General features: G+C 61.8%; 23 protein-coding genes. 4 read left to right on the forward strand and 19 right to left on the reverse strand.

What is annotated here, in order from left to right:
- Positions 1-6 precede the first annotated feature (6 nt).
- The 14 genes from NTV05_11930 to NTV05_11995 all read right to left on the reverse strand — a co-directional run bounded on the left by NTV05_11930 (position 7) and on the right by NTV05_11995 (position 16,421).
- Entirely contained in the window at positions 7-999 is a 993-nt protein-coding gene (locus NTV05_11930) for an NAD-dependent epimerase/dehydratase family protein (protein MCX6545104.1), read from the reverse strand.
- Positions 996-2,561, reverse strand: a complete 1,566-nt coding sequence (locus tag NTV05_11935) for a lipopolysaccharide biosynthesis protein (protein MCX6545105.1) — start codon at positions 2,559-2,561, stop codon at positions 996-998. Before NTV05_11935 ends, NTV05_11930 begins: the two co-directional genes overlap by 4 nt.
- Positions 2,561-4,369, reverse strand: coding sequence for an LIC12162 family protein (locus tag NTV05_11940; GenBank protein ID MCX6545106.1), 1,809 nt, complete (start codon positions 4,367-4,369; stop codon positions 2,561-2,563). The genes NTV05_11935 and NTV05_11940 overlap by 1 nt, the downstream gene beginning before the upstream one ends.
- 375 nt (positions 4,370-4,744) lie before the next feature.
- Entirely contained in the window at positions 4,745-5,530 is a 786-nt protein-coding gene (locus NTV05_11945) for a glycosyltransferase family protein (GenBank protein ID MCX6545107.1), read from the reverse strand.
- Positions 5,531-5,570: 40 nt separating this feature from the next.
- On the reverse strand, positions 5,571-6,620 hold the full coding sequence (locus NTV05_11950) for a GNAT family N-acetyltransferase (protein ID MCX6545108.1): 1,050 nt from the start codon (positions 6,618-6,620) through the stop codon (positions 5,571-5,573).
- Positions 6,621-6,817: 197 nt separating this feature from the next.
- Positions 6,818-8,194, reverse strand: coding sequence for an aminotransferase class III-fold pyridoxal phosphate-dependent enzyme (locus NTV05_11955; GenBank protein ID MCX6545109.1), 1,377 nt, complete (start codon positions 8,192-8,194; stop codon positions 6,818-6,820).
- Positions 8,166-9,005 (reverse strand): N-acetylneuraminate synthase family protein, encoded by an 840-nt coding sequence (locus NTV05_11960; GenBank protein MCX6545110.1) that lies wholly within the window; start codon positions 9,003-9,005, stop codon positions 8,166-8,168. The genes NTV05_11955 and NTV05_11960 overlap by 29 nt, the downstream gene beginning before the upstream one ends.
- An 83-nt stretch (positions 9,006-9,088) precedes the next feature.
- A complete protein-coding gene (locus NTV05_11965; protein ID MCX6545111.1) occupies positions 9,089-9,889 on the reverse strand; it encodes a DUF692 family protein in 801 nt (266 codons plus the stop codon).
- Positions 9,886-10,632, reverse strand: coding sequence for an SDR family oxidoreductase (locus tag NTV05_11970; protein ID MCX6545112.1), 747 nt, complete (start codon positions 10,630-10,632; stop codon positions 9,886-9,888). The genes NTV05_11965 and NTV05_11970 overlap by 4 nt, the downstream gene beginning before the upstream one ends.
- Positions 10,629-11,768 carry a dTDP-4-amino-4,6-dideoxygalactose transaminase gene (gene rffA / locus NTV05_11975; protein MCX6545113.1) on the reverse strand — a complete coding sequence of 380 codons (1,140 nt, stop codon included), beginning with the start codon at positions 11,766-11,768 and terminating at the stop codon, positions 10,629-10,631. Before rffA ends, NTV05_11970 begins: the two co-directional genes overlap by 4 nt.
- A 268-nt stretch (positions 11,769-12,036) precedes the next feature.
- On the reverse strand, positions 12,037-13,056 hold the full coding sequence (locus tag NTV05_11980) for a sigma 54-interacting transcriptional regulator (protein MCX6545114.1): 1,020 nt from the start codon (positions 13,054-13,056) through the stop codon (positions 12,037-12,039).
- Positions 13,057-13,377: 321 nt separating this feature from the next.
- Positions 13,378-14,121, reverse strand: coding sequence for a sugar phosphate nucleotidyltransferase (locus tag NTV05_11985; GenBank protein ID MCX6545115.1), 744 nt, complete (start codon positions 14,119-14,121; stop codon positions 13,378-13,380).
- A 105-nt stretch (positions 14,122-14,226) separates the two neighbouring features.
- The gene (locus NTV05_11990) at positions 14,227-15,216 is read right to left on the reverse strand and encodes a GDP-mannose 4,6-dehydratase (GenBank protein MCX6545116.1); all 990 of its coding nucleotides are present in this window, start codon (positions 15,214-15,216) and stop codon (positions 14,227-14,229) included.
- 128 nt (positions 15,217-15,344) lie between these two features.
- Positions 15,345-16,421 (reverse strand): GDP-mannose 4,6-dehydratase, encoded by a 1,077-nt coding sequence (locus tag NTV05_11995; GenBank protein MCX6545117.1) that lies wholly within the window; start codon positions 16,419-16,421, stop codon positions 15,345-15,347.
- A 503-nt stretch (positions 16,422-16,924) separates the two neighbouring features.
- On the opposite strand from NTV05_11995, the gene NTV05_12000 reads away from it, so the two are divergent.
- From NTV05_12000 to NTV05_12015, 4 genes are all read left to right on the forward strand, one after another.
- Positions 16,925-18,355, forward strand: coding sequence for a sulfatase-like hydrolase/transferase (locus NTV05_12000; protein ID MCX6545118.1), 1,431 nt, complete (start codon positions 16,925-16,927; stop codon positions 18,353-18,355).
- 191 nt (positions 18,356-18,546) lie between these two features.
- Positions 18,547-19,899 (forward strand): exopolysaccharide biosynthesis polyprenyl glycosylphosphotransferase, encoded by a 1,353-nt coding sequence (locus tag NTV05_12005; protein ID MCX6545119.1) that lies wholly within the window; start codon positions 18,547-18,549, stop codon positions 19,897-19,899.
- Positions 19,900-20,015: 116 nt separating this feature from the next.
- On the forward strand, positions 20,016-20,471 hold the full coding sequence (locus NTV05_12010) for a hypothetical protein (GenBank protein MCX6545120.1): 456 nt from the start codon (positions 20,016-20,018) through the stop codon (positions 20,469-20,471).
- 141 nt (positions 20,472-20,612) lie between these two features.
- Positions 20,613-22,199 (forward strand): hypothetical protein, encoded by a 1,587-nt coding sequence (locus tag NTV05_12015; GenBank protein MCX6545121.1) that lies wholly within the window; start codon positions 20,613-20,615, stop codon positions 22,197-22,199.
- A gap of 2 nt (positions 22,200-22,201) precedes the next feature.
- Here the strand turns inward: NTV05_12015 and NTV05_12020 are convergent, their stop codons facing one another.
- The 5 genes from NTV05_12020 to NTV05_12040 form a co-directional block, all read right to left on the reverse strand.
- The gene (locus NTV05_12020; protein MCX6545122.1) at positions 22,202-23,122 is read right to left on the reverse strand and encodes a sigma-70 family RNA polymerase sigma factor; all 921 of its coding nucleotides are present in this window, start codon (positions 23,120-23,122) and stop codon (positions 22,202-22,204) included.
- A 374-nt stretch (positions 23,123-23,496) separates the two neighbouring features.
- On the reverse strand, positions 23,497-23,709 hold the full coding sequence (locus NTV05_12025; protein MCX6545123.1) for a hypothetical protein: 213 nt from the start codon (positions 23,707-23,709) through the stop codon (positions 23,497-23,499).
- Complete coding sequence (locus tag NTV05_12030) at positions 23,706-23,921, reverse strand: helix-turn-helix domain-containing protein (GenBank protein ID MCX6545124.1); 216 nt, start codon at positions 23,919-23,921, stop codon at positions 23,706-23,708. Before NTV05_12030 ends, NTV05_12025 begins: the two co-directional genes overlap by 4 nt.
- A 151-nt stretch (positions 23,922-24,072) precedes the next feature.
- Entirely contained in the window at positions 24,073-25,041 is a 969-nt protein-coding gene (gene dusB / locus NTV05_12035) for a tRNA dihydrouridine synthase DusB (GenBank protein MCX6545125.1), read from the reverse strand.
- Positions 25,042-25,327: 286 nt separating this feature from the next.
- Entirely contained in the window at positions 25,328-25,879 is a 552-nt protein-coding gene (locus NTV05_12040) for a UpxY family transcription antiterminator (protein MCX6545126.1), read from the reverse strand.
- Between the last annotated feature and the right edge of the window lie 106 nt (positions 25,880-25,985).

The raw sequence follows: 25,985 nt of genomic DNA on the forward strand, positions 1-25,985 counted from the left end.
GGCGTCTTATGAATAGGCAGGAACCGTCATCGCGAGGCCAGCATCGATGGACACCCTCGGCGCCCAGGAGAGGGTCTGGCGAGCCAGCGTACTGTCGACGGCATAGTCCATCATGTCTGCAGGTCGGTAATCCAGGGCTCCGACGCGGATGAGGTCTTCCCTCCCCAGCAGACGGCCCACCTTCAGCGCGAGATCGACTATGCGGATCGGGACACCACTCGAGATGTTCAACAACTCGCCCGACCGGCACACGGAGGCGCGCGTCAATGCGTCTATTAGATCGGAGACGAAGATGAAGTCCCTGGTCTGCTCTCCCCGCGTCATCTCGAACGGCCGGCCCGCGGCGATCGTGCCAATCAGCGCGGGCAGGAACATGTCCCTGGCCTGCCCAGGTCCGTACACCACGCTGGGGCGGATCACGACGCACGGAACGTGGTGCACCCGATTCATGAATTGCGCCACGTGGGTCGAGAACACTTTCGACAGCGAATAGATGCTGATGGGCGCCTCTCTTATGGTTTCGGTGTACGGCGGGACATTGTCGCCGTATTCCTCGGCCGTGCCGAGCACGACAATCGTCCGAAGGGCGCTCACGTTCGACGCGGCACCGAAGAGATTCGCGGTCACGAAGAGGTTGGTCTCGGAGATGCTCCTCAACGCCGCGAGGTCCGCCGTCCGATCGCGTGACGCCGCGAGATGATAGATGAACTCCGGCTGGAGCGCCTCGAGCAGGCGATCACATGCGCCGGCGTCCCTGAGGTCCACCGTGACATGGCTGGCCCCGGCCTCGGTCTCAGCAACGAGCGACGCCGTCGTGACTCTGGCGCCGGCATCGACGAGAGCGGGCACGAGGTGGCTCCCGATGAATCCCGGCGCCCCTGTCACGAGGACGCGCCGGCCACTCACGTTCGCCGATGAGATCGGCGTAACAACGTGGCTGGCTTTTTCGAATCCGCGCTGCGAACGTCCTGCAGGTTTCTCGCGCTGGTTCACGGTCATACCGCGGCCGCTTCGACCTTGGGTCTCGAGAAACTGACCTTAAGGATATCGGCGACGGCTTCTCTGAATTCCCTCGATCCCCAGTAGTACAGGAGCAACGCCAGACTCGAGGCGGCCGCGCCAGTGCCCACAACGATGGCGACATTGATCTGGCTCTTTGCCATCGGCATGAACCCCTCGACATTCCACAAGATGATAATCAGGAACAGGCACGGGACGATCGCCGGACCGAGCACTTCCCGGACGAACTCCTTCCCGCCCCTGCTCACGCATCGAATGGAAATCCCGAGACTCCAGATCAGCACGGGCACGGCCCCCACTAGCTTGAAGAGCCCGAAGGCCGCGATGTCCAGGACATGCCATGTCATCAGGATCCCTGCCCAGAAGATGATGGGGGACACCGCGTTCACGATGTACAGCTCCCGGATGCGCTCCTGGGCCACGAGGAGATAGCTCGCGGGGTTCGAGCTGAAGGCGCCGGCGAAGATCAGAATGAGCATCTGTGCGATGACGACTGATTCGGCATAGTTGCCGCCGACCCACGAGAAGACAAACGGCCGCATGAGGAGCACGAGACTGATCACGGGAAACAACGAGGCTGGCTCCGTGACCACCATCACGCGACGATACAATGCCCGAAGACGGTCTTCGCTTCGCAATGCAACCAGGTGATTGATTCTCGCCATGAAAGGAGCGTAGATGATGGACGTGAGGCTTCTGAAGAACGTGGCCAGCGAGAAGGCGACGGCATACAGCGCCAACCTGTCTGGGCCCAGCGTCTTTCCGATCACCACAGCATCAAGCTCGTAGTAGAGGACCCACGCAAACGTCGCGAAGAGCGAATTGAGCGCCAGCCGCCTGGTGTCTTTGAAGATCTCTGGGGAAAACCTGAACGAGCGAACGAATAGATGGAAATCGTAGTGGTACCGGACCCGCGCGACCCCCAATGACGTGAGGCTGCACAGCAGCGTGATCACTTGACAGGAAAAGAAATACCCGACGATGTTGTAACCCGTGGGGCTGACGAAGAGGTACACAGACGCGATCTTGGCGAGATTGCCGATGGTGCTGATCCGCTGATCGACATATGCTTCGATTCTCACGCCGTAGATGATCTGCAGTACTCGCTGCAAGACTATCCCCGGAGAGAACGCCGCCAACGTCCAGAGCATTGCCGAAGCGGCCGACGCCTCGTCGGAACTCGACAGGTTGGCAATCAGCAGCGTCGGGTTCGTCGCCAGAAACGCGACGAACAGCGCATACAGCGCGACGAAGGCTGACAGCACGAACGCGACGAACCCTACCACCTGCACTTCGCGCTTCATGTCGTGGGTGGCATAGCTCTGGCTGGCATATCGATAGCCCGCGCTCAGAAAGCCTAAGTCGGCATAGGACGCGAGAATCGTGACTGACACGCAAATGCTGTAGATCCCAAACATCGCGTGGTTCGACGACAATCTCGGAACCACGACAAACATCGAGAGAAAACCCGTCACGATCGACAGGCATTGCCATAGATAGGTGCGCAGGTAGTTAGGAAGATACGATTTTGCCGTGTCCATCAGCCCGCCCGGCCCGCTGTTTCAGTTCTGCTGCCAGCCGACGCACGCGAACCGATGGCATCGGTCAGCAGTCGTTTCATCCTGCGCACCGGCCTCGCTTCCGATCGGCACCACTGCTGGCAGAAGGTGCTGCGTGCGTCCTGCACCGTCCGGCTGGACCACCACTCGCTGACGCGATCCCAACGCTGGGCCACCCATTCGGCGGCCTGCTCGGGGCTGTCCGCCAGGATGCCGCCGGACCTGAGTGCTTCGTAGTACGCCTTCGCATTCGGAAGCAGATGATCCAGACCTCCATGCCAGAAACAGATCGTCGGGACGTTCGCGGAGAGTGTTTCCAACAGGCCGGTCGAGTCGTACGAGTGGATTACAAGGCGACTGTGCGCAATCAGTCGGCTGATCGGTTCCATTCCCTGGTCGATGCGCACGTTCGCGTCATGCGCCTGCCACCGTTCTTCATCGAACCACGCCTGGTGCCGATGCTCTGCGTGCAGGCGGACGGTCAGCGCTGCCCGGATCTCCGCAGGCAGCGCGCGCGCAAATCGAAACTGCTCGTCCTGGTAGATCCCGAACTCGAACACGGCGTCCCACACCTCCACCTGGTCAGGGACGTGGAGTTCAATGAGCAGCAAGCCGCCGGCCGGGGACGGGCGAGCGTGTTCTTGACGCCCAGCGCGCTTGAAGATGAATGCGGGGATGGTGCGAGGGTTGTCGTCGGTCCATCCCCAGGTGAAGAATCCGTCGGTGGTCGTTCTTTCGGGCCATTTCTGGCTCCCGAGAAGGGTGCCGTAGTTATTTCCGTGCTGGCCAGCGAAGTACGGGGTTCCCTCTTCGACCTTTGAGGCGGTCCAGATCTTGAACACCTCGTCCGTGTCGAAGTTGTTGGACGTCAGGATGAATTTTGGCCGTGCGGGCCAACCCACAGATTGAGCGTGGCGCTCCAGTTCCCTGTACCCCTCGAGATAGCAGGTTGGAATCATATCCGGCAGTTGCAGCCTCACGTATCGCTCGAATCCGCGGTGACTCGCATGGTCGAGACGCAACGGCTCTCGCCGAACTGGATCGCGTTCGATGGTTCGGACCATCGGCCGCTGCCAGAGTTGCGGACACTGGCCCAACGCGACTTGCAGCGCCATCTCCTCGATCTTGGGGAGATAGGTGTTGATTACGAAGGCATCGCCGTCCCGACTGAAAGCACGTAGTAATCGACCAACGAGGTCGGCCACCACACGCCTGACGCTGAGCTCGGCCGATCGCGACACCACGGCTCGAGAGCCGTCATCGGGCCCATTCCCGGCACCGGCAGCCGGTTCCATGGTCAATGTGCCCCAGAAGTTCAAGATGCTGGCGTAGACGCCCCCGTTGAAGACGTCGTCATTACATGCGCGAATGAACGCCAATGAGTCTGGGGTGGCAAGACGGTAGGCGCTCGCGTCCAGGACCGTGGTGCAAGAAACCGAGTGATTCGCCAGTGTCTGTTCCAGGGTGAAGTATCGGTTGAACGCGACCGCCACGTATCGCTGAAGCCAACGCCCGAGCGCAATGTTCCAGAAACGGACGCTGTGACGTGTCTGATGGAGGCGGTTGAGCGTTTCCGCCAGTTCCGCGAGTAGTTGATTGGACAACTCCTGAACATACGCGAGATCGTGAATCTTCTGTCCGCTTGCCAGGCCGTATGGCTCGGCGACAGCCGCGTCCATGCGCTCCCAGACCGATCTCCGGTCATACCGTCGACACCATTCACCCAGAAACAGGACGGGCCGATCGAACTTCCAACAACGCTCGTCTGCTGTTGTGATGAGGTGTCTCACACGACGATCTCCGGATTCCGGGAACTGCCATTCCGGGGCCTTGGCCCCACGCGATCTCCGGGCGGAACGGCGTGGTGTTCCAGCGCCCGCCATCGTCTGGCGCTCGCCTCACACAGATCCTTATTGGTCGGTTGGTGGTTCAGAACAGGCCAGTTGTTCTGGGGTATCAAAGGTTCTTGTCGGGCAAGCGGCGATCTGTCATTCGGATGAATCTTCTCTTTGCCCGCTCTTGTTGCGGCTTGGCGCGGGATTCACCAGGCGGGTGGAGGCCGACGTGGTTGTTACGACGCGTGAACTCCCTGATCGGCGGTCACAACCGGGTCGGTGTGACGCGACTGGAGCGACCAGCGCCTGGGCGGGGGGCGGGACTTGTTGTCACGGTTTCCGGCCCACCTGCCCGTCCTTTGCGAGCGCAGGCTTCCAACCTACCCCAAATTCATGATGGGCGTTCATGTGCCAGACGCCGGGGTTGGCTGCCAACCACTCCACGAGTTGGGCCAGCGTCAGCGTGTAGATCGTGTCACGGAATGCCGAGACCACGCGCCTGATCACTTCCAGATCTTCCGGGTAGTCAACCGTCAATCGCAACCAGGACAGGTCCGTTGGTGAGTCGAGCCGGACGACGTTGTACTCTGTGGGGTTTTTCCAGATACGAAAAGTTACATGCTCGCGCTCCGACGGCAACTGGGCCCGGTGCCATGAGCGCTCCAGGGCCTCGAACGACATCGCCTCGATGTCCATTCCCTCGGGGTAGGTTCCTGGCGGTGGAACCGTTGTGCTGACAAAGTCCAGTCGTCGATCGGACAACGTCTGGACGCACTTATCGATGAGGTTTGGATCCACCAGGGGGCAGTCTGCCGTCAATCGGACGACGACCTCAGCGCCCACGTCCTTGGTCGCTTGATAGTACCGATCGAGAACGTCATCGGTCGATCCTCTGAAGCACTCGGTATCCTGTTCGCCGCACAGTGCGACGATGGCATCATCTGCGGCTTGGGTCGTGGTCGCTACAATCCAACGGCGCACCGTACGACTTCGGCGAACACGCGCCAACATCAATGAGAGGAGCGGCCCGCAGTCTGTCGGCGCGAGCACCTTGCCAGGCAGCCGAGTGGAACCCATTCGGGCCTGGATGACACCAACGGTCGCGTTCCCGTTCATTTGTCGACGATCTGGTGAAGCGAAGTTTGCACGAGCCCTCTCACTCGTCGGCCGATAGGAACCACCGGTGGTACCACAGGGCTGTCTCGGCGGTCACGAATCCGCACCGTTGGTAGAGTCTCTGGGCGCCGTGGTTTCGGCCCTGCGTGACAACCGTTGCTCGCCTCATGCCCTGCGATCGAAACCAGTCCAACGCGGCCTGGACTAGTGCCTTGCCGAACGAGCGTCCTCGTGCTTGTTCCGATACACCCACGAGCTCGATCGCCCCTGTCGCGTTATCTCGAATCTGGCAGGTGACGTAACCCATGGGCTCGTTCTGGTCGGTGGCCACCAGCACGGCGCTTGCGTATCCGCGGCAACTCTTCTCGAGCCATTCCGAATAGAATCGCTTGCAGATCGCCTCCGGAAAATGCTTGTCGAAATAGTAGCGTGACACCGCATAGCTGTTTCCCGCAATCGCACTGAGGCGATCAATGTCGGTGGGTACACTCAGACGGACGTGGCCAAAGTCCGAATGTGGTTGTACCGCGTCCAGGTCGGTTTCAAACGTCAAACGAATGTCAACAAACGTGAACCCGTGGGCTTCGGCTGCGATAACGCTCTCCTGGTCGTGGCAATCGGCGAGATAGTACAGGCATTCAATCCCGGCTCTCTCACAATCAGCTTCGATGAACGATGCCAGTTTGCGGGTGATCCGGCGCCTCGTGACCGTGCCGATCGATCGTGAGAAGAAATGCGTGTCCCACGGCAGCCTCTTCCAAGAGAGCACTTCATCGGCGGCCTTCTCTGCGTCGACCGTGGCGAGCGCGCGACCGATGACGACCGTGGCGTCGCAGGGGACTCCGGCAATGGACGGGCCGACAAACACAACCGGGGCGTGTTGCGGGTTCCGGCTCAGTTGCTCGCTGCGGCCCTGGCTCCACAGCACCAGGTGCAGATCGACGTCGTCAGGGCTGACACTGCCCTGGGCCACATCGATCAGGCGGTAGCCTCTACGACGAAGTTCCGCGACAATGGCTTCGCCGGATTCGCCATCGGCCATTTCGAGTTCCCGATGGACGGCAATTGTCGAGGGGGAGCTACGCGGCATATTGGAACGACCTCGCGACTTGTCAAACGACACACGAACCGAGAATGGGGAACTGGGTGCGCGTAGCGAAGTTGACGCGACTGTCTTCGTCTGGCACCGGCCAGCCTTGCGGCCGAAGCCGGGAAGGCATGCCGTCTTTCAGCTTGACCGGAAACACCGACACGCATGGCTCGTGCCGGCAAGCACGGGGCGGAGTTCTAGTTGTACCGGCGGAACACGGGTTTGGATGGGGAGCCCACCAAGTGCTTCTCGACGCTCCCGTCGGAGAGAGCGTTCGCGACCACCCTCGTGGCAGACACCATTGCTTCCTCGGTCCGATCGAGATCCTGTTGAGTATGCCGGAAGCATGGGCAGACCCATGGCAGAAACACACCGTGTCGGGCGAGTTCCTGTTGCATCAATGTCTTGTAGGAGGCAGACACCTCCCGGCGCGCATCTCTGACGACGAGCAGAGGACGACAGGCGTAATCGGTTCGAGCTGTGACGTGGCCTTCAATGCCGGCTTCTCGAGCCGCTGCGTCAACAATATCTGTCAATCGCCCGCCGGTGTGCCGGATCTGACCGATGACGTCGTGGCCGCCGTAGAAGTCGATCGTCGCCAACGCCGCGCCAAGGGCGCTCTGCTCCGGTCCATTTGTAGTCGAAAGGATGAAGACGCGTTCCGCGGTGTGATGCAATCCGGCGCGCATCATACACTCCCGCTTTCCCAGAAGTGCGCTGAGCGCGTAGCCGTTGGCCATGCCTTTTCCCAGCGACAGAAAGTCGGGGATGACTCCGTATTCGGCGTACATCCCGCGGAGGGAATACCTGAAAGCGGTTACGATTTCGTCGAAAAGCAGAAGTGTTCCAAACCTGTCGCAGAGAGTGCGCAGTTCTTCCAGGAAGCCGGAAGCGGGCTTAATGTCCCGGCACACTTCGAGCACCACGATCGCAAGGTCGGCCCCGTGTAGCTCAAACATCCCGCGCATGCTCTCGAAATCGTTGAACCGGAATGGCACGCTCAATCGCTGGACGGCCTCGGGCACCCCGGCATTCATCACCGTCGAGCCGATGAACCAGTCGTGAATGCCCAGAAAGGGTGCGGCGGCATCGAAGGCAATGAGTTTCTTGCCCGTGATCGCCCGCGCCAATCGAATGGCCGCGAGGTTGGCGTCCGAGCCGTTCTTCGCGAACTTGGCCATTTCCATTCCGGGAAACACGGCGATCAGGGTCTCGGCCAACTGCAATTCCCCGATGCTAGGACGGGTCAGTGCCTGCCCACGTTGCGCCGATTCGAACGCAGCCTCGTCAATGGCGTTCTCGGCATGACCGATCAGCACGTTGTTGATGCCCATGCCCCAATCGACGAACTCGCGACCGTTCAGGTCCCATGCCCGTCCGCCCTTCGCACGCACGAAGCAGCGTGGTGCGAGCTCTGGAAGTTGGTCGTCCCCCCGCGAATATGTGTGCGCCCCGCCCGGGATGACGGCGTGGATGCGTCTCGTGAATTCGCCGTCGTCGCTCGGTGTTCGAAACTCCGTAGACATGCCGCCCTCCAGGATTTGTTTACGAGGAATACCGCCGGAACGGTGCAATCCCAGCCTCCGCCGCACCCGGACATAGAGCGCCGTCGCCGAGCGCTTGCTCGACCTGGCGAATAGACTGGACGAGCGCCTTGAACTCGATCGGGTCTGCCGACATCGCGTGGTCGGGTCCCTCCATGTTGCGATCCAATGTGAAGTGTTTCTCGATCAGCCTCGCCCCGGCCGCCACGGCCCACGTCGCCGCCCGTACACCGAGGGTGTGGTCGGAGTACCCCACTGGGAATTCATACTTCAGGGCCAGGCTGTGGATCGCAAGCAGATTAGCGTCATTCAGAGCCGTCGGGTAGGCGGACACACAATGCAGCAGAGCGATTGGACTTCCCTCAGCTGTAAGTGTCCCAATTGCACGGGACAGCTCCTGTTCGTTGGACGCGCCACGAGAGAGGAAGACGGGCTTCTTCGTCGCCGCAATACAGCGGAGCAACTCTTGGTGGTTGATGTCGAACGACGCCACCTTGAACACCGGCACGTCCAGGGCTTGAAGCAGCGCGACACTTTCGATGTCAAACGGGGTTGAAAAGAACACGACGCCCAGTCGATCGGCCAGTGCCTTCAGGCGCTGGTGCGCGTCGAAATTGAGTTCACAGCCCTTGAGCAATCCCTGCAGCGGATGCGTGACCGGAACGCGTTTTTCGGTCAGGTACGTCTGGAACTTGACGGCGTCGGCACCGCACTTGACAGCCTGATCCACCAATTGCTCGGCAATCGACACGTCACCGTTGTGATTCAAACCAATCTCTGCAACGACGAATGTCGGAGATGTCCGCGAGATATTCCTTCCCGCCACATTGATGCTGTTCATAATCTGTTCTCCCACGGGTACCCCAAACGCTCGCGGTCTGCGCTCATCTTCGGCGCGCGCTCATCTGACGACCACTCTCCCTGCTAAACCACGTTCCAGGCGTGGCTCGCCGCGACCGACCGGCAGAACTTGATCAACGCCGAAATGTCTCGGTAGTACTCCGGCGTCACGTAACGTAGACCTGTCGCGTGCGCTGTCCATCGCGCGCCAGCGACGACATCCTCTATGGGCGGGAGGCTGTGCGCATCGACCCAGCCCGAGCCGGTTTCCTTTGGCGCGCTAATGTGAACCTGCACCGTCCGGGTGAGTGGCAGTTGCGTGATGTAATCGCTCACTTGAACGCCGAGATGCGCGGCGCTAATTTGAGCGTGGCTCCAATCGAACACGAATCCGAGGTTTCCCTCGCGCGTCAGGTCCGTCAGAAATTGAGGATCGCACACGTCTTCATACGCGCCCGTCGGAAAGTAGTTGTTGTTCTCAATCGCGACGCTCGTCCCTTCCGGCAGCATCCCGGCAACCCGCGCGAGGTTCTTTGACGCGGTCTCCAGCATCTCTAATCGTCGCCGTCTCCGCCCGCTCGGCACGAATCTGCCATCGATAAGCTTCGGCCGGTTGTAACAGGACGCGACATGAAACGAGACCATCTCAATATCCGAGTACTCACCCACGATTCGGGCAAGGTGCGCCACTTGCTCGTCGGAGAAGTCTACGACGATGCTCGCGTCCGAATGATAGATGATGCGGTGAGACCGATTCTGTATTGTCTGGCTGTGGTCGCGAACCTCGAGAACACGTGCGAGCCTGAGAAGCGTGCCCACCAGCGAAGGATCGCCCCGGTCGATCAGTGTTGAAACCGGCAGCGCCAGCGACACGTGCTGACTCACCAAATTGTGAACCCTCCGTCGACGACGAGGTTCTGGCCTGTCACGTAAGCGGCTGCGTCGGACGCGAGGTAGACGACGGCTCCCGCCATGTCGTCGGCTTCTCCCATCCTGCCCAATGGTGTCTTGTCGCTGTACCGCTGGACAAAATCGGTTCCTTGGCCGGCGTAGACCCCGCCGGGGCTGACACTATTGACCCGTATCTTGAACGGGGCAAGGTGAACCGCCCAGTAGCGGGTCATTTGAATGATCGCAGCCTTTGAACCCGCGTAGACTTCTGACGTTCTCCGGGCACAATCGGTGTAGATGCGCGGATCGCCGCTGACAATGCCGTACACGGAAGCGATATTCACGATGACCCCGCCCGTAGACTGGCGCTTCATCGCGCCTGCCGCCGCGTTCGTGCAGAGAATCGAGCCTAGGACGTTCACGTCGAACACGAACCGGTACTCGTCAACGGTCCGCTGATCGAACGGGGTAAACACGGCCACCCCGGCGTTGTTGATGAGGAGGTCAAGGCGGCCCTCCCGCGCAATCACGTCGCTGACACCTGCGTCGACAGAAATGGGATCGCGCACATCCAGGTGGACATGGCCGATGTCTTCCGAGTCACCAGCGACGGGGCGGACCAGATCGCCGCCATAGACTCGGTAACTCCCGCGTCGGAGGGCGCGGCAGAACGCTGTTCCCAATTGTCCGCTGCCCCCTGTAACGAGCGCAACCCGCGCGTTCTGGTTTGGCGTCATGCGTATTCCGTTACTGCGGCGACGAACGCATCAGCGACGCGCGCCCGATCGGCGTCGGAAAGCGTCGGATAGAGAGGCAACCTGATGAGCCGGGCTGCGTAATCGTCGGTGACTGGTAGCTCCTGGGGAGCGCCGAGCGTACTTCCGAATGGAGACGAATGCAGGGGAATATAGTGAAAAGTCGCACCGATTCCAGCCGAACGGAGCCTCGAAATTACCAAGTCGCGGGCCGTCGCGTTCTTGGTGAACACCACAAATAGATGATAGTTCGGCGTTACCTCAGGAAGCGTCTCGGGCAACTCAATGAGCCCGGCCTTTTCCAACTCGTCAAAGCGGTGTCGGTAGAAAAGCCAGTGTTCAGCTCGCTTCGATTTGATCCACGATTGTTTGGCGAGTTGTTGTTGCAGAATTGCCGCCAGAACGTCGGACAGCACGTAACTGCTGCCAACTCGAACCCATGTGTATTTGTCCACCTGTCCACGCAGGAAGGCCGAGCGGTTTGTGCCTTTTTCGCGAATGATTTCAGCTTTCGCGGCCAGCGTGTCGTCATTCGTGAGCAGCGCGCCCCCTTCTCCACACCCGAGGTTCTTTGTGTGATGGAAACTGAGACACCCAAGTTGACCGATTGTGCCAAGAAAGCGCTCACGATACCGCGCAAAGACCGCCTGGGCTGCGTCTTCGATCAAGGGCACACCGGAATCTTCGGACAACTTCTGGAGGGCCTCCATGTCACACGCAATTCCGGAATAGTGGACCGGCATGATCGCGCGTGTTCGTGCCGTCACTTTTCTGGCCACGTCTAGGGGATCCAGTGTCATCAAGCGGGGTTGCACGTCGGCAAAAACCGGAGTCGCCCCCCTCAGCACGATCGCGTTGGCGCACGACGAAAACGTGAAGCTCGGGAGAATGACTTCGTCGCCTGCGCCGATTTCCAGCGCCATCATCGAAATCTCAAGGGCATGACTTCCCGATGTAGTCAGGAATACATGTCCGACCTGAAGCGCGCAGCGAAACTCGGCTTCGACCTCCGCGCACACGCGTCCCCCGCCAATGCCTCCTTGCGCTCGAATCACCCGGGCGGCAGAGGCGATTTCGGCTTCGTCATAACAGGGCTGCTGCAATGGAATCTCAATCACGTCTGGAGATCCTCTCGGGAGAAACACGGCGTTCGAACGTCCTGCGAGTTGTGTGTCAACGCTCACGTTACCGGGTAGACGCTCCTAATGCCAAGGCGCTTCTGGGAGACGAACGGCTTCAGGAAGAGTGCCGCCATGAGATTAGGGAAGAACTTCGGAACGGTATTGCAAAAATAGCCAGCCGAACCGCGGCGCGAACGCCCCGAATGCCGCAATCGCAATCAGCGGAAGGTTAGCGAGGAGAATGTATCGATTGCACACCATGCAACTACCCGTTCATCGTGCGTGTGCGGCCCGGCTGCTTGTCCCGCCCCGGCGTGATGTGTAGATTCCGCAGTTTTCTATAGAGATTTGTCCGCTGGATGCCCAGCGCACGCGCGGCGGCGGAAACGCGGCCCTGGTGCTGGGCGACCACGGCGGCGATGTAATCACGCTCGAAATGCTGGCGGGCGTCGCGCAGGCTTATTCCCAGATTCCAGGAAATCAGGGGGCTGCCCTCAAGTCGCACGCTGTCGAGAAGCGCGTTCAAGTCGATGGTGCCGCCCAGGACCTTGATGGTCAGCGTCTCGACAAGACCCATCAGTTCGCGCACATTGCCGCGCCACGGCATGGCGGCAAGGACAGAGCATGCGGCCGGGTCAATGGTCTTTGCCGGAATGTCGATCTTGTGGCACGCGTTGGCGAGCAGGAACCCCGCGAGGGCAGGGATTTCCGTGCGGCATTCCCTAAGTGGCGGCAACTTGATCTGGTTCGCAGAGAAACGACGGTAGAGATCGACGCGGAGACGTCCATCCTTCACCATTGCCTCAGCATCGGGGTCGACCGCTGCCATCGGCCTGACATCGTATGAAATCTTCGGACCTCGTGAACCAACCAGACACTCCCGGTCTCTCAGGAGTCGCGCCAGACGGCCTTGCGCACCTGCGGGCAGTTCTTCAAGATTCCGGAAGTAGATTGTCCCGCCGATGGCGTCATGAAGAGCGGAGCCCGGGTAGATTGGCTCGCACGCGCGGCCGACGGCTTGAAGACTGTCGCCCGGGCCGGATCCTCCAAAGAGCCGCTTCTCGTTTTCGCTGTGGTTTTCGCCGGCGCAGTAGACAGCCACGAATGGGGCGCCGGGCGGATTGCGTCTCGCGTGGATGGCGCGGGCGACTATGCCCCGACCCGTGCCGGGTTCTCCGTACACGAGGACACCCCTGGGGTTGTCGACAACTCGATCGACTTGCTCGAGGACATCGCGCATCGGACTCGAACGCCCGATTAGCCCGAGAGTGTCATCAGTAGACATAGCTTCGCCCTGTCACTTACAAGAGCAAGCGCACTGCAGCCCCCACGGCTGGAAAGACAGACCGGGAACGCCACCACCAGAACAGCCGAAGACATACTGTTCGGAGACCAAGGCGCGGCGGCTGGCCCGGTTGGCAGCAGGCGTGTATTCTATCTCCGCCCGGTATTGTGTCAACACTTAACCAAGTGTGGCGGCGATGATACGGGCGCTCAGTGCGCTCGTTCCGTCTGTTTTCCGTGACGTACCCCCGGGATGAAATGCTGGTCGGGGACGCCGTCTCCGGGTGGAACGGCTACGCCTGTCATTGCACACGCGTCGATTCTATGGCTGCTTGCCCGGTCCGTCGAGCAGTCGGTCGCGCATTCGCTCGAAATCCTGCTGCGCACGGGTGTAGTCCTCGGGGCGGCCGATGTCGAGCCAGTACCCCTTGTGCTCGAAGCCGGCGACGTGCTTGCGGGCCGCAATTAGCGCGCGGATCAGATCCGGCAGGTCGAATCTGGTGTCGGCCGGAACAAACGCCAGCGCCGCCCTCCCGAACACGTAGGCACCCATGCTGGCCCGGTACTGGTACGTGGGCTTCTCGATATAACCAGTCACGCGGTCCTGGTCGTCGGTTTCGATGACGCCGAGCTCAATCTGTTCCGAGCGCGCGAACAGCCCAATCGTCGCAAGCGCGCCAGACGCGTTGTGCGTCTTGATCATCACTCGAAAATCCAGATCCGTGAGCAGGTCGCCGTTGACGACCAGAAAGGGATCGGTGAGATTCTGGACGAGCGAAAGCGGGCCTGCTGTGCCGAGCGGGGTGTCTTCGAGCGAGTACTCGATCGGGACCTTAAACCGGCCCCCGTCGCCGAAGTAGGCCGTGATGAGCGACGACAGATGGCCGACCGCCATCACGATGCGCCCAACGCCGCCGACGTGCAGTCGGTGCACCAGGATCTCGAGTACGGGCATTCCGCCGATGGGCACGAGCGGTTTCGGCAGATTCGCCGTGTATGGAGCCAGTCGAGTCCCGCGGCCGCCAACGAGGACGACAGCGTCTAGCCTATCTTCCGCGAGTGTCATCTTCGCTTCGACTCCGTCGGGCTGAACACTGTTTGTTCTTCTCCGATGCCGTACAACGCGCAAGCGGTCGAAGATGTCGGTGCTCAGATTGAGCGCGTTCAGGGTTCACACTTCGTACGTGCCGGCGCGGTACAGGTCCGCGTGCTGCCTTACCCATTCGACGGTCTCGGCCAGGCCGGCCTCAAGTTGAACAGCCGGATGCCAGCCGAGCACGCGGTGGGCCAGCGACGCGTCGGCGTGGAGTCGCATCACTTCGCTTCGTTCGGGGCGGAGCCGAGCAGGGTCCTGCACAACGTCGATGTCGGAGCCCACGAGCCGCGCGATCTGGCGGGCAAGCTCACCGATGCTGACTTCGCGGTCGGTGCCCAGGTTGATCTCGAGGCCGACCGCGGCATCCTGCTCGGCGCCGAGAATGAAGCCCGCGACGGTGTCGCGCACGAAAGTGAGATCGCGTGTCGGTGTAAGAGAACCGAGGCGCACCTCCTTCCCGGCCAGCGCCTGCGTGATGATGGTCGGCACGATGGCCCTGGCCGATTGCCGCGGCCCATACGTGTTGAACGGCCGAATCGTGATGGCAGACACGCCGAACGAACGCGCATAGCTTTCGACGAGTTTGTCGGCGCCAATCTTGCTGGCCGAATACGGCGATTGCCCTTGCAGGCGGTGGCCTTCGTCTATGCGCTCGGAGAGCGCGGTTCCATAGACTTCGCTGGTGGAGGTGTGCACCAGCCGCCGGACATCGCAGCGCCGGGCCGCCTCGAGCACATTGAATGTGCCGATGACATTGGTGTCGACGACTTCGCGGGGATGAACGTAGGAGTACGGGATCCCGATAAGCGCGCCGAGGTGGAAGATGGTGTCGACCCCTGTCGATGCCAGCCGTATGGCATCCCCGTCGCGCAAATCGCCGCGTATGATCTCCACGTTCTCGAGCAGCGCCGGATCGATAAATCGGAGCAATCCGTTGTCGGGGCGGGAGGTGTAGCGCAGAAACGCACGGACCCTGGCGCCCCGACCCGCCAGTGCTTCGATCAGATGACTGCCGATGAAGCCTCCGGCGCCTGTGACCAGAACGGACCTGTCAAGCCAGTTCATACCTCACTATCTCCTGTGCAATTCTCTCCGCCATTCCGGCGAACGCTGGAATCCACCCGTGTGCCCACCTGGATCCCGGCTTGCTATTCCGACACCGCTTCCGCCAGCGGGACGATTCTTGTCTCTCGTCAGACCCCGCGCTTCCGCGCGTGGTCCAGTGTATCGCGCACCGACGTCGAAAATGCGATCGTTGGCGTCCATCCTGTGAGTTGCCGGAGCCGCGTGGCGGACCCCTGTTGATAATCAATGTCGCCTGATTGCAGGCGCGAACCGTCATGGTCGAGGGTCACGGGCACCCTGGCGAGAGCCAACATCTCGTCGGCTATCTCACGGCAGCTATGGGAAGCGCCGGTGCATACGTTGAATATCCAAAGACGCTGGTCTGGCGCGCTGTCCTGGGCCGGGGACGCTCGCACGGCATCGCGAACGTCGGTCGTTGACTGGCTGGCGAGCGCCAGGTACGCCCTCACGGCATCGCGAACATCGACGTAGTCGCGACTCGAGTCGAGTCTTCCGACCTTGATCGTCGATGGCGCACCGCGTTCCGCCGCCGCGATCTGCGCCGCGAGCGAACCGGCGAACAGCCGCGGCGGCATCCCCGGTCCGATCAGATTGAACGTCCTTGTGACGACGATGTTCATCCCGTTCACACTGCGGAACGAACCCGCCGCCGTTTCGATTGCGGCCTTGCTGATTCCATAGGCGTTGGTGGGCTCCAACGGGGCATTCTCGTCAATCGGCTGACGAGTTGCGGGACCCTGGTCGCTCCCGCAGGCCGTCGCCGATCTCGGTTGGGAACCTTCGTCTTCGGGGTGGCGAGCGGGCGCGCCGTAAACCGCACTGGAACTCGCGATGAGAACCCGCGTGCGCATGGCTGATGCGCCGATCGATTGCAGCAGCGCGGTCAAACCGAGCACGTTTCGGTCGGTCGCAGTGGAGCCGTTGGCTCGATCGCGATCGCCAAACTCCCACGCGAAGTGAAACACGTGCGTGGGCCTCGCGGCCTTGACGACGTGATCGGTGAAGGCCGGGTCGCAGACGTCGCCCAATTCAATCGCGGTGACGCGGTTGGCGACGGCGGCGTTGGCCGCACTAGCGAAGACGGGCAGGCGGTCGATACCCCACACCTCGAAGCCCTCCCGCAGGAGCAGGGTCGACATGTGTCCGCCGACAAATCCGCCGATTCCCGTGATTAGTGCGCGCATGCGTTTATGCCATCTTATCCTCACATGTCTGGGCAACGGCAGTTCATGCGCGATCTATGAGTGCGTTCGTGTGGGGCAACGTCTCGGGCCGAGGAGTCAACACTTTGTGAAATCGGTCGCGTGATTCTGTCCGCTTTGGGTTGCTGTCTGCGGTCGCGAAGGCCTGCCGGAGCCGAAGCGTTACGTGGGTCTGGCGGAACGACACAGCCTTCTCGCGCGTGACTCAGTAAAGTCCGTACGATACGCTTGTTTGCGTCACGCGTGCTCGTCGTTTGAATGGCGGACGCCGTGCCGGGTTTCGTGCGGGCTCATGATGAGTCGCGTTCACCGCAATTGTGCGTCGTTGAGATCCTCCAGTGATGATTGACAAATACAGGATGCCTTTCGTCGGGTATGCGTTCGCGTGTCTCGCGCCCGGTCTCGCGTTTCTGGCGGACAACGCAGCGGAATTCCAAGGGGCCGCCAGCTCCGGGAGGCTGGTTATCCTGTCGCTGTGCGGGCTGATGTGGCTGCTCGGCCTTGTTGTCGTTGTGATCGTGGCAGGATTCAAGAACCGCTGTGCGGTTGGGCGGTTGCTCACTGTTGGAACTGTCGGCGTCTTCCTCGTCTTTTCACAACGGGAGTTCAGGCTCTGGTTGTTGGCTGCGACTCCAAGTCGTGTCATCTTCTTCTGTGTCTCCTTGCTCGTCTCGGTGAGTCTCTTGTCGCTGGTGTGGCGCTTGTCGCGCCATGAAGCCGCGCGAAGTTGGTTTGCAATATTGGCAATCATCGCTGCTGCGATTCCGGCCGGGAGGCTGGTCTGGATCGCCACAACCGCGCACACCGCAGCCGTTGACACGAGTTTGTCGTGGGCTGACCCTGTCGGCGCGTCGCGGCCTGGTTTCGACGCTCGAACGCGTCGGAATGTTTACTACGTGATCGTCGACGGGTACGCCGGTCGCGGGTCGCTCAAGAGGAATCAGGTGGCGGACATCGGCCCATTTCTGGAAGAGATGCGCGGAACGGGCTACGACCTCATGGACTCCGCCCGGACAAACTACGTGACGACATTTTTGTCGATCATGGCAACCCTGCAGATGGACTACGTGGTCACGGAGCAGTCGGGAAGGTTCTCGGATCGTTCGGGTTTGTTCCCGAACGCGTTGGAAAATGGCGCCGTACCACGGGTTATCAGCGAGGTGCGCGCCACGGGCTACGACTTCTTTTTCGCTGTCCCAAGGGACACTGCATGCCAAACGCGTTTGGAGATCAACTGTCTGAATGGCATCAGCGATCTTGGTGCCTACTGGCAAGTCGCGCAGGCGTTTCTGGCGTCGACGAAGATCCCGCAGATGGCTCGGATGCTGTCTGGCCACGCGAGTATGTCATCCGACGCCATAGCCGCGCTGTCAGCCTCCATGGATAGCCTGATTCGCCGGGGCCGGCCCTTTTTCGCATTCGCGCACAACATGTCTCCCCATCCCCCTTACCGCCGTGCGGACTGTTCGGTGCTTCCGGATGCCGATCGAGAAGCCGACGGTCAACAGATCGGACGACGCGAATATTACGGGAACGCGATACGGTGCGTGAATGCGGAGATTCTTGCGCTTGCTCATTCCATCCACGACCGGGATCCCGAAGCAATTGTGGTATTTCAGTCGGATCACGGGAGCGACTTCGACGTCGACTGGTCACGACCGATCCAGTCGTGGAGCGATGCCGCTATCGATGAACGATCAGATATCCTCAACCTCATTCACATGCCCGAGCCGTGTCGCGGGTGGGTGCGGCCAGGGCTTTCTCAGATCAACACGATGCGTCTCGTCGTAGCATGTTTGCAGGGACGCCCTCCGGTCTACGTCGAAGATCGCACATTCCTCAACGTCTACGAGCAGAATCCTGATTTTGGTCTCGTGTGCGAGGTGACCGGCCGGTTGCACAAGCCCCAGGAGTGACTGCGTTTCGGAAACCGAAACAGAAGGAAACAAAGGGCTTCGATCTTCGTGCGCCGCGCTTGATTCAGGCTACAATCGGCGGCAAGTATCCGTCGGTGGCCGCTCGACTCGATTGAGGCCTTCGGACGTACCTGGAATACACAAACACTCCAGGAGCGGTTGTCTGATTCTCAGGGCGATTCTCCGGCGCGATGAACACCGATCCACGACGCGGCCTTCAGCGCTCCGAACACCGCTTGTTGCTGCTCGGCGGCGATGTGGCGGCGGCGTGCGTGGCCGTTGTTGCCTCTCTCTGGATCTGGAGCCTGACCACCGGGTTCGCGTTCGACGCGGCGTTCGTCTGGAAATGGGCGGTCTTTGCCGTCCTGGCGCCGGTCTGGGTATTGCTGCTGGCCCCGGCGCGCCAATTGCGCGTGGGCCTGTCGCTCAATCTCACGTGGCGAACACTGCTGGTGGCCGCGGCCTCGGTGGCGGCCGCGTACCTGCTGGCGTACTTCTACGCGCCACGCGCCGTCCTGCCCCGCCTGCCCGCACTCTATTTTCTCTGGGAGGCGGCGCTCCTGACGCTCGGGTGGCGGCTCTGTTATCTCTACGCGTTGTCGCGCGGGTTGTTTCGACGCCGCGCTCTCGTCATCGCCAGCGCGCCGGCAGCCGCCAGTTTCGCGGAGTTGCTCCGCGGGCATGCGCCGGATGTAGAGATTGTCGGGTCGATCGATCCGGGCGCCACAGAGGATGCGCTCGATGAGCTCGTGCGCACGCGCGGGGTGGCGGAAATTGTGATTGGGCCCCGCGCCGCGCTGGCGCCTGCACTGCTGCCCGCGCTACTTCGCTGGCAGGAACGCGGCATCGAGGTGGTGCCAATGACGACGGAGTATGAGCATGTGCTGATGCGCGTGCCCATCGCCGACCTCGAGCCGGACTGGATGTTCACATCACTGCCGGAATGGGTGCGCGCGCGCGATGCGTCACGTGCTGCCAAGCGGATCATCGACATCCTATGCGGTCTCGCGGGACTGATGGTGCTGGTTGTCGCCGCGCCGATTGCCGCGCTGCTGATCGTCGCGGACTCGGGCCGGCCGGTGTTCTACCGGCAGCGGCGGCTCGGGGCGGGCGGACGGACGTTCGACGTCCTCAAGTTCCGGACGATGGTGCAGGGGGCCGAAACGGAGGGGCCGCAGTGGGCCACGAAGAGCGACCCGCGCGTGACGCGCGTGGGACGCTGGCTGCGCCGCTCCCGCGTGGACGAACTGCCGCAGGTGTTCAGCGTTCTGCGCGGCGACATGAGCACCGTGGGACCGCGGCCCGAGCGACCGGAGTTCGCCGAGGTGCTCGAGCGGCAGATCCCGTTCTATCGCACGCGGCTGATGGTGCGGCCAGGCCTCACGGGGTGGGCCCAGGTGAATACGCCTTACGGGGATTCGGTAGAGGGCGCGGCGCTGAAGCTCGAGTACGACCTCTATTACATCAAGCACCGGTCGTTGCTATTCGACCTGTGGATCGTGCTGCGGACGGTGGGCACGGTCTTCGCGATGGGGGGACGGTAAGTGGCGAACGTAACAATCACTCCCGGAGTGATTAGGCTGCGTCCCGCGACGCTGGCACGATATTCGCGTTGGCACAATTACTCCCGGAGTGATTGTCGGGTCGACGGGGGGCGCCGGTGAGCGGGCGAAAGCTGGCGGCGGCGATGGCGGCGATCGCGCTGCTGACGTTCGTGCTGCCTCCGCTTGCCGCGCGGCAGGTGAATGAGCGCCGCATCGACCGAGCCCGCCATGACGTCGAGCGGATCGCCGCGGCGCTCGGGGGCGAGCATCGGGCCGCGCTCGACGAAGCCATCGCGGCGGCCGGCGGCGGGCCGGTCGTGCTGACAGGGCCTGGCGCCGCGCCCACCTTCGCACCGGGTCTGGGTTGGTCGGCTGGGAGGATGTTCCCCTGGCCAGCGCTGTCTGACAGCGAGTCGCGCGACCCCTGGGGAAATCACTATCTGATTGCCGTCGGCGACGGACCGGGAGCGCCGATAGTGGTTCTGTCGGCGGGCCCAAACGGCGTGGTGGACACGCCATTTCCAGCCGCGGCCTCTCCACGAAGCGACGACATCGCTGCGGAACGGAGATAACGGGACGGGCACGGCATGCTGTGCCCCTACACCGGAACCACTGATGCGCGCGCATTGGAACGTGCCACGCTGGCGTGCGCAGAAATCCAGCCGTGCTAAACTGGGCCGGTTTTCCATCATCACTTTGGGCCAGGTGCATACATGAGCGAACAGGAACGGAATCAGGCGGACGCGGGCGGCGAGAACTATGACGACGAGAGCATCTCGCTCTGGCCGATGATCGTGAAGGTGTGGAACTCGAAGCGAACGATCGGCCTCGCGTTCGGCGGCGCACTGGCTGTCTTTCTTCTTGGGCTTGCTTTCGTCTATGTCTGGTACCCGAACCAGAAGACCGCTCAAGTCGGTTTCCGCCTGCTGTTCGATGGCGCCGACAAGGGACAGTATCCAAACGGCACGCCGTTCGGCCCCTCCGACATCACGTCTACTCCCATTCTCGAGCAGGTGTACAAGACCAACGGCCTGGATCAGTATGGGAAGTTCGAGAACTTCAAGAGCGCCCTGTTTGTGAGGCAAGCAAACCGGCGCCTGGAGGTGCTGGAGGAGGAATTCCGGGCGAAACTCACTGACACGAAGTTGACACCTGTGGATCGGCAGCGCATCGAGCGGGATTTTGACGCGCGAAGCAAGGGTCTGGCAAGCGCCGACTTCGACTTGATATTCGTTCGCACTGAGCGATTTCGAGAGATGCCGACGGCGCTCGCACAAAAGACGCTGTCTGATGTCTTGAGCACGTACGCCGCCGACGCGGATCAGAAGAAGGGTGCGCTGAAGTATCGGGTGTCGATTCCTACGCGGAACATCTTGCGGCAGGACCTGGTGGACGACGAAGACTACATCGTCAGCCTCGACATGATTCGGAATGCGATCCAGAAAGTCCAGACAGCCGCGACGGCGGTCCAGGCAATACCTGGTGCAAGTGTCCTACGGGTTGGGCCCAAGCGCCTCGCCCTGACGGATGTTCAGTCGAATCTGGACGACCTGCTCAGGTTCCGAATCAACCCGATGATTGGTTTCGTGCGCAGCATTGGCGTCACCAAGAACGCGGCGCTCACGATCCAGTACCTGAAGAACCAGTTGTTCACGCTCAACCTGGAACGCGATGCCGCAAAGCGCCAGACCTCGGTCTACGCAGACGGATTGCGCACGTATGTCACGCAGCGACCAGGTGTTTCTGCGGAGAGTGCGGGAACAGCAGCGCGGGCAGCCGGTTCGGGGGGAATGGGCAACACGCCGGCCCTGATTCCCCAGTTGGGCGATTCCTTCTTCGACCGCCTGATCGAGCTTGGGACCAAGGGAGACGACACGCTCTATCGCCAGGATCTGGTCAACAAGTCGACGGCTGTCGGCATGGAACTGGTCGCGTTCGAGAAGGAAGTCGCGTACTACCAGGACCTGATTTCCGCTTTCGAAGGCGCGTCGAAGAAGCCGAATCCGACCGTTCAGAAGCAGTTTCTGGATGTGTTTCGGGTGCGGTATCCGAAGATCTTCGAGGAACTGCTCGCGGCGATCGACAACGTGAATCTATTCTACGACACGCTGTCGCAACAGAACCTGAACCCGACAACGATGCTGGTGGAAATCACGACGCCGGCCACGGTGAACAGCGAATCGTCAATGGCGGGCAGCCGCGTGCTCGTGGCCGCGGTTGTCTACTTCATGTTCGTGGGACTCGCGGTGATCATCTGGATCTTCTTCTCCGCGCGGTTCCGGGAGGAGAAACAAGTTTAGTTCTACCGCCGCGCGGCGCGGGCGCGGGCACGCGGCTTCTCGGCCGCGACAGCCAGCGGCATCCGCGTCCAGGTCGCCACCATCTGCTTACGCTGCTCGGGCGAGGTGGCCACCTGCGTCGGCGCGGTCGCCAGTTGCGCCTTGAGCATCCTGGGCTTCTGCTGAAAAGCCCATACGGCCTCGCGCAGAATTTTGCCCGCCGACTTCGGATCGGCCTCGGAGCCGAGCGCAACGCGCAGACGCTGAATCGCCCGCGTGTGCAACTGCGACACGCGCGATTCGTTGACCCCAATACTGCCTCCGATATCCTTCATCGTCACATCGCCGTAGTAATACATGCCGACGACCTTGCGCTCGCGCCAGGGCAACGACGCAATGGCGGCACGCACGCGGTCGCGGGTCTCGCCTGTCTCGAAGGCTTTGGCGGGCGACATGGGCTCAGACGGCATCAGCGCGGCCGGCAAATTCACGTCATCGCCGCCATCGGTGCTGGAGTGCGGTGAGGTCGATTCAATCGTGTTGATGCGGACGATGGTGCGGTTGAGGCGCTTTTCGTCGGAGCCGACCTTGGCGGCCAGATCCGCGACCGACGGCTCGCAGCCCATCGTGATGCGCAGTTCCTCGCGCGCGGCTTCGAGCTCGCGGCGGACGCGGCGGACGCCACGCGGCCAGGCTTCGCGCCGAAGCGCGTCAATCATCGCGCCCCGCACGCGCCGCTCGGCGAACGTCTCGAACTTGATGCCGCGGCCTTCGTCGAACCGGGAGGCTGCGTCAATCAGACCCACCACGCCGTCCTGGACGAGGTCGCTGATGTCGATCGAGTGTGGCATCGACGCCGCCATCCGGCGCGCGAGCGACTCAACAAACGGCAACGTCCTGACGACTCTGTCGTGATTCTCAACCTGGTGTGTCTGACCGTTCATCGCTATCTCCCCCCTGTCACGCCGAAGCCCTTCGACCCGCGCCCTTCGCTGCGGCTCAGGACGAAGGCGGAACGCACTCTCCTATCGCAACGGTGATGCCATACGGGAAATGCTGCGCCATGGCGTGAAGATCGCGTACGGCAAATCCCGTAACTTATTGCAATGTTTGGGGTTACACGGGGTTGGCCGGAAAGGCGAACACAATAGACAGAATGGCCGATCAGCCCGTTTCGTCATCGGGTTGACAGAACGGACGTCGCGATCTGTCAAATTAATGACAGCTGTGGTTGGCGGGGCTGGGGAACTTTACCCTTCGGCCAAGTTTAATTGCGCTCAGGGCAGGCCCTTCGGCTGCAGAAATCCGAGCTCAGGGCTTATAGTGCTTTCGGCGAGGCGGCCTCGAGGGCGAGTCTGATCTTGCGGGTGGTGGCCAACGCTTCGAGCGTGGTGGTGACGACCTGGGTTGCGCGGGCGCGCGGGGCGTCTTCCTTGACCTTGGCCTCGAGCAATTCCGCGTGAGACAGAATGATGCCGAGCTGATTGTTCAGCGTGTGGAACAACTCGCGCAGTTCGGCGTGTTCAATCACTTGAGCGCCTCAAACGGGATGCTGTACGGCATCTGGTAGGAAGACGAATCGGTGGCGGCGTCGCGCCAGAGCGAATCGACGAAGATGCGAATCGACCCGCCGGCCGTGCGAACGTATTCGACTTTGCCTGCGGTGATCCAGTTGTAGATCGTCCGGCGGCTGACTCCCACCAACTCGCATGCCTTCATGATCGAGATAGCTTTCCGTTCCACGTATTTCCCTCCGCAACAATCGTATCGGTGGATCGCGGCGGAGCTTTAGTCTGTGGAGCGGCTGGCGTCCCGCCCAAGCAAACCGCCTCTCTCGTCTGTCGGCTGTAGGGGCACGGCATGCCGTGCCCGTACGTAATCACTCCGGGAGTAATTACCTCCCGCCGAAGAACGTCGCGATGAGACCGCGCAGTTCCGCGACTGACGCGGCGTGATTGACGGCCACACGCAGGTTGGATCCGCCCTCGAAGCCCTTGGTGTACCAGCCGCAGAGGGCACGCAGCTTGTTAACGATCCAGCGGCCGGAATCTGGATTCTCGGCGGCGAGCAGCTCGATGTAATCAAGGAGGAAGCGGCCGCGGTCGCTGGCGCTGATCTCGCGAATGGGGCGACCCGCCATCAGATCTGCCGTCTGCGCGAACAGCCAGGGATTGCGCAGGATCCCGCGCCCAACGAGGACGCCGGCCACATTCGCCTGCTTCATCCGTTCAAGAATGTGGTGCGGTTCCACCAGATCACCGCACCCGAAGACGGGGATTCTCACGGCCTCCGCCACACGCCGAATCAGATCCCAATCCGCATGCCCCGTGTAGGCCTGGGCGGCCGTGCGCCCGTGAACGGCAATTCCCGCCGCGCCCGCATCCGCCACCCTTCGCGCAATCTCTTCCGCGTTGATCTCGCGCTCGTTCCACCCGGCGCGCATCTTGACGGTGACGGGAATCTTCACCGCCGCCACCATGGCTGCGACAATCGCGGCCGCGCGGGCGGGCTCGCGCATCAAGCTGCAACCGGCGGCGCTCCTGGCGATCTTGGGGACGGGACACCCCATGTTGATGTCGACGATGTCCGCTCCGCGCGATTCGATGATGCGGGCGGCCTCGGCCATGGCGTGGGGATCGCCACCGAAAATCTGAATGGCGATGGGGCGCTCTTCTTCGGTGTATTCGAGATACTCGAGCGTTCGATCGATGCCGCGAACGATGGCCTCGGATGACACCATCTCGGAGACCACGAGCCCGCATCCGCCCTGGCGCTTGACCAGCCGGCGAAACGCGCTGTCGGTCATCCCCGCCATCGGCGCAATGCCCATCGGAGGAGAGAGCGACACGCGGCCAATGTTCATGGGATTACTCGGCGGGCGTTTGGCTTCTGAAGCGGCCCCTCGAACCGAGCCGACAGCGTCAGTCTGCAAGACGCACCGTGACGGCCAGGACGGGCTGCGCGAAAAGCGCAAACGTCAGGCCGGCGACGAGTCCGGTAAGGTGCGTTTTGCCGGCTCGCGTGAGCGGGGACGCGGAAGAACCACCGCCTCGCCGAGACGGCGCCTTGCAGCACCGCCTTCGCCCCGACTTCGCTCGAAGAGCTTCGTCGGGCTACGGCGCTCGGCCGGGTCCGCACCAGCCCAGCCGTCAATACTTCCGCACGTCGGCGGCGTCGAGGCGAACTTCGACTCCGCGGTTGATCATCGTGATCGCGACCAGGAGCATCGTCTTTGGCCCCTTGTGGATCAGGCGTCCGGTCACACCCTTGAGCGGGCCGTGCATGACCTCGACGAGGTCGCCTTCGTGCAGGAGCGGACACGGATCGAATTGCAGATCGGATGAGACGACGCGCTGGATGGCCTCAATCTCGGCGTTGGGAATCGGCGCCAGTTCGCCATCAAACGAGATGATCGTCGCGACGCCCACGCACTTTCGCACATCGAGCGCCGCTCGCCTGTCGAAGCGCGCGAAGCAGTAGCCCGGGAACAGCGGCCAGTCGACCTTCTTCTTGCGGTCCTTCCAGCGGCTCCATCGCTGGATTGTCGGCAGGAAGACCTCGATGTGCTTTCGCTCCAGTTGCTCGACGACGGACTTTTCGGCGCGGCTGCGCGTCCAGATGGCGTACCACGGGGATTGGTCGGAGATGACCAGGTCGGGAACCAGAATGTCGCTCGCGCTGGTGTCGTCGCTCACGGACATGGTCTACCCTTCGACACGGGTGAAGTTGCGCTCAGGGCTGGCCCTTCGACACGGATGAAGTTGCGCTCAGGGCTGGCCCTTCGGCACGGGTGAAGTTGCGCTCAGG

This window comes from Acidobacteriota bacterium, from assembly GCA_026393755.1.
Taxonomy (GTDB): Bacteria; Acidobacteriota; Vicinamibacteria; order Vicinamibacterales; family JAKQTR01; genus JBAXOX01.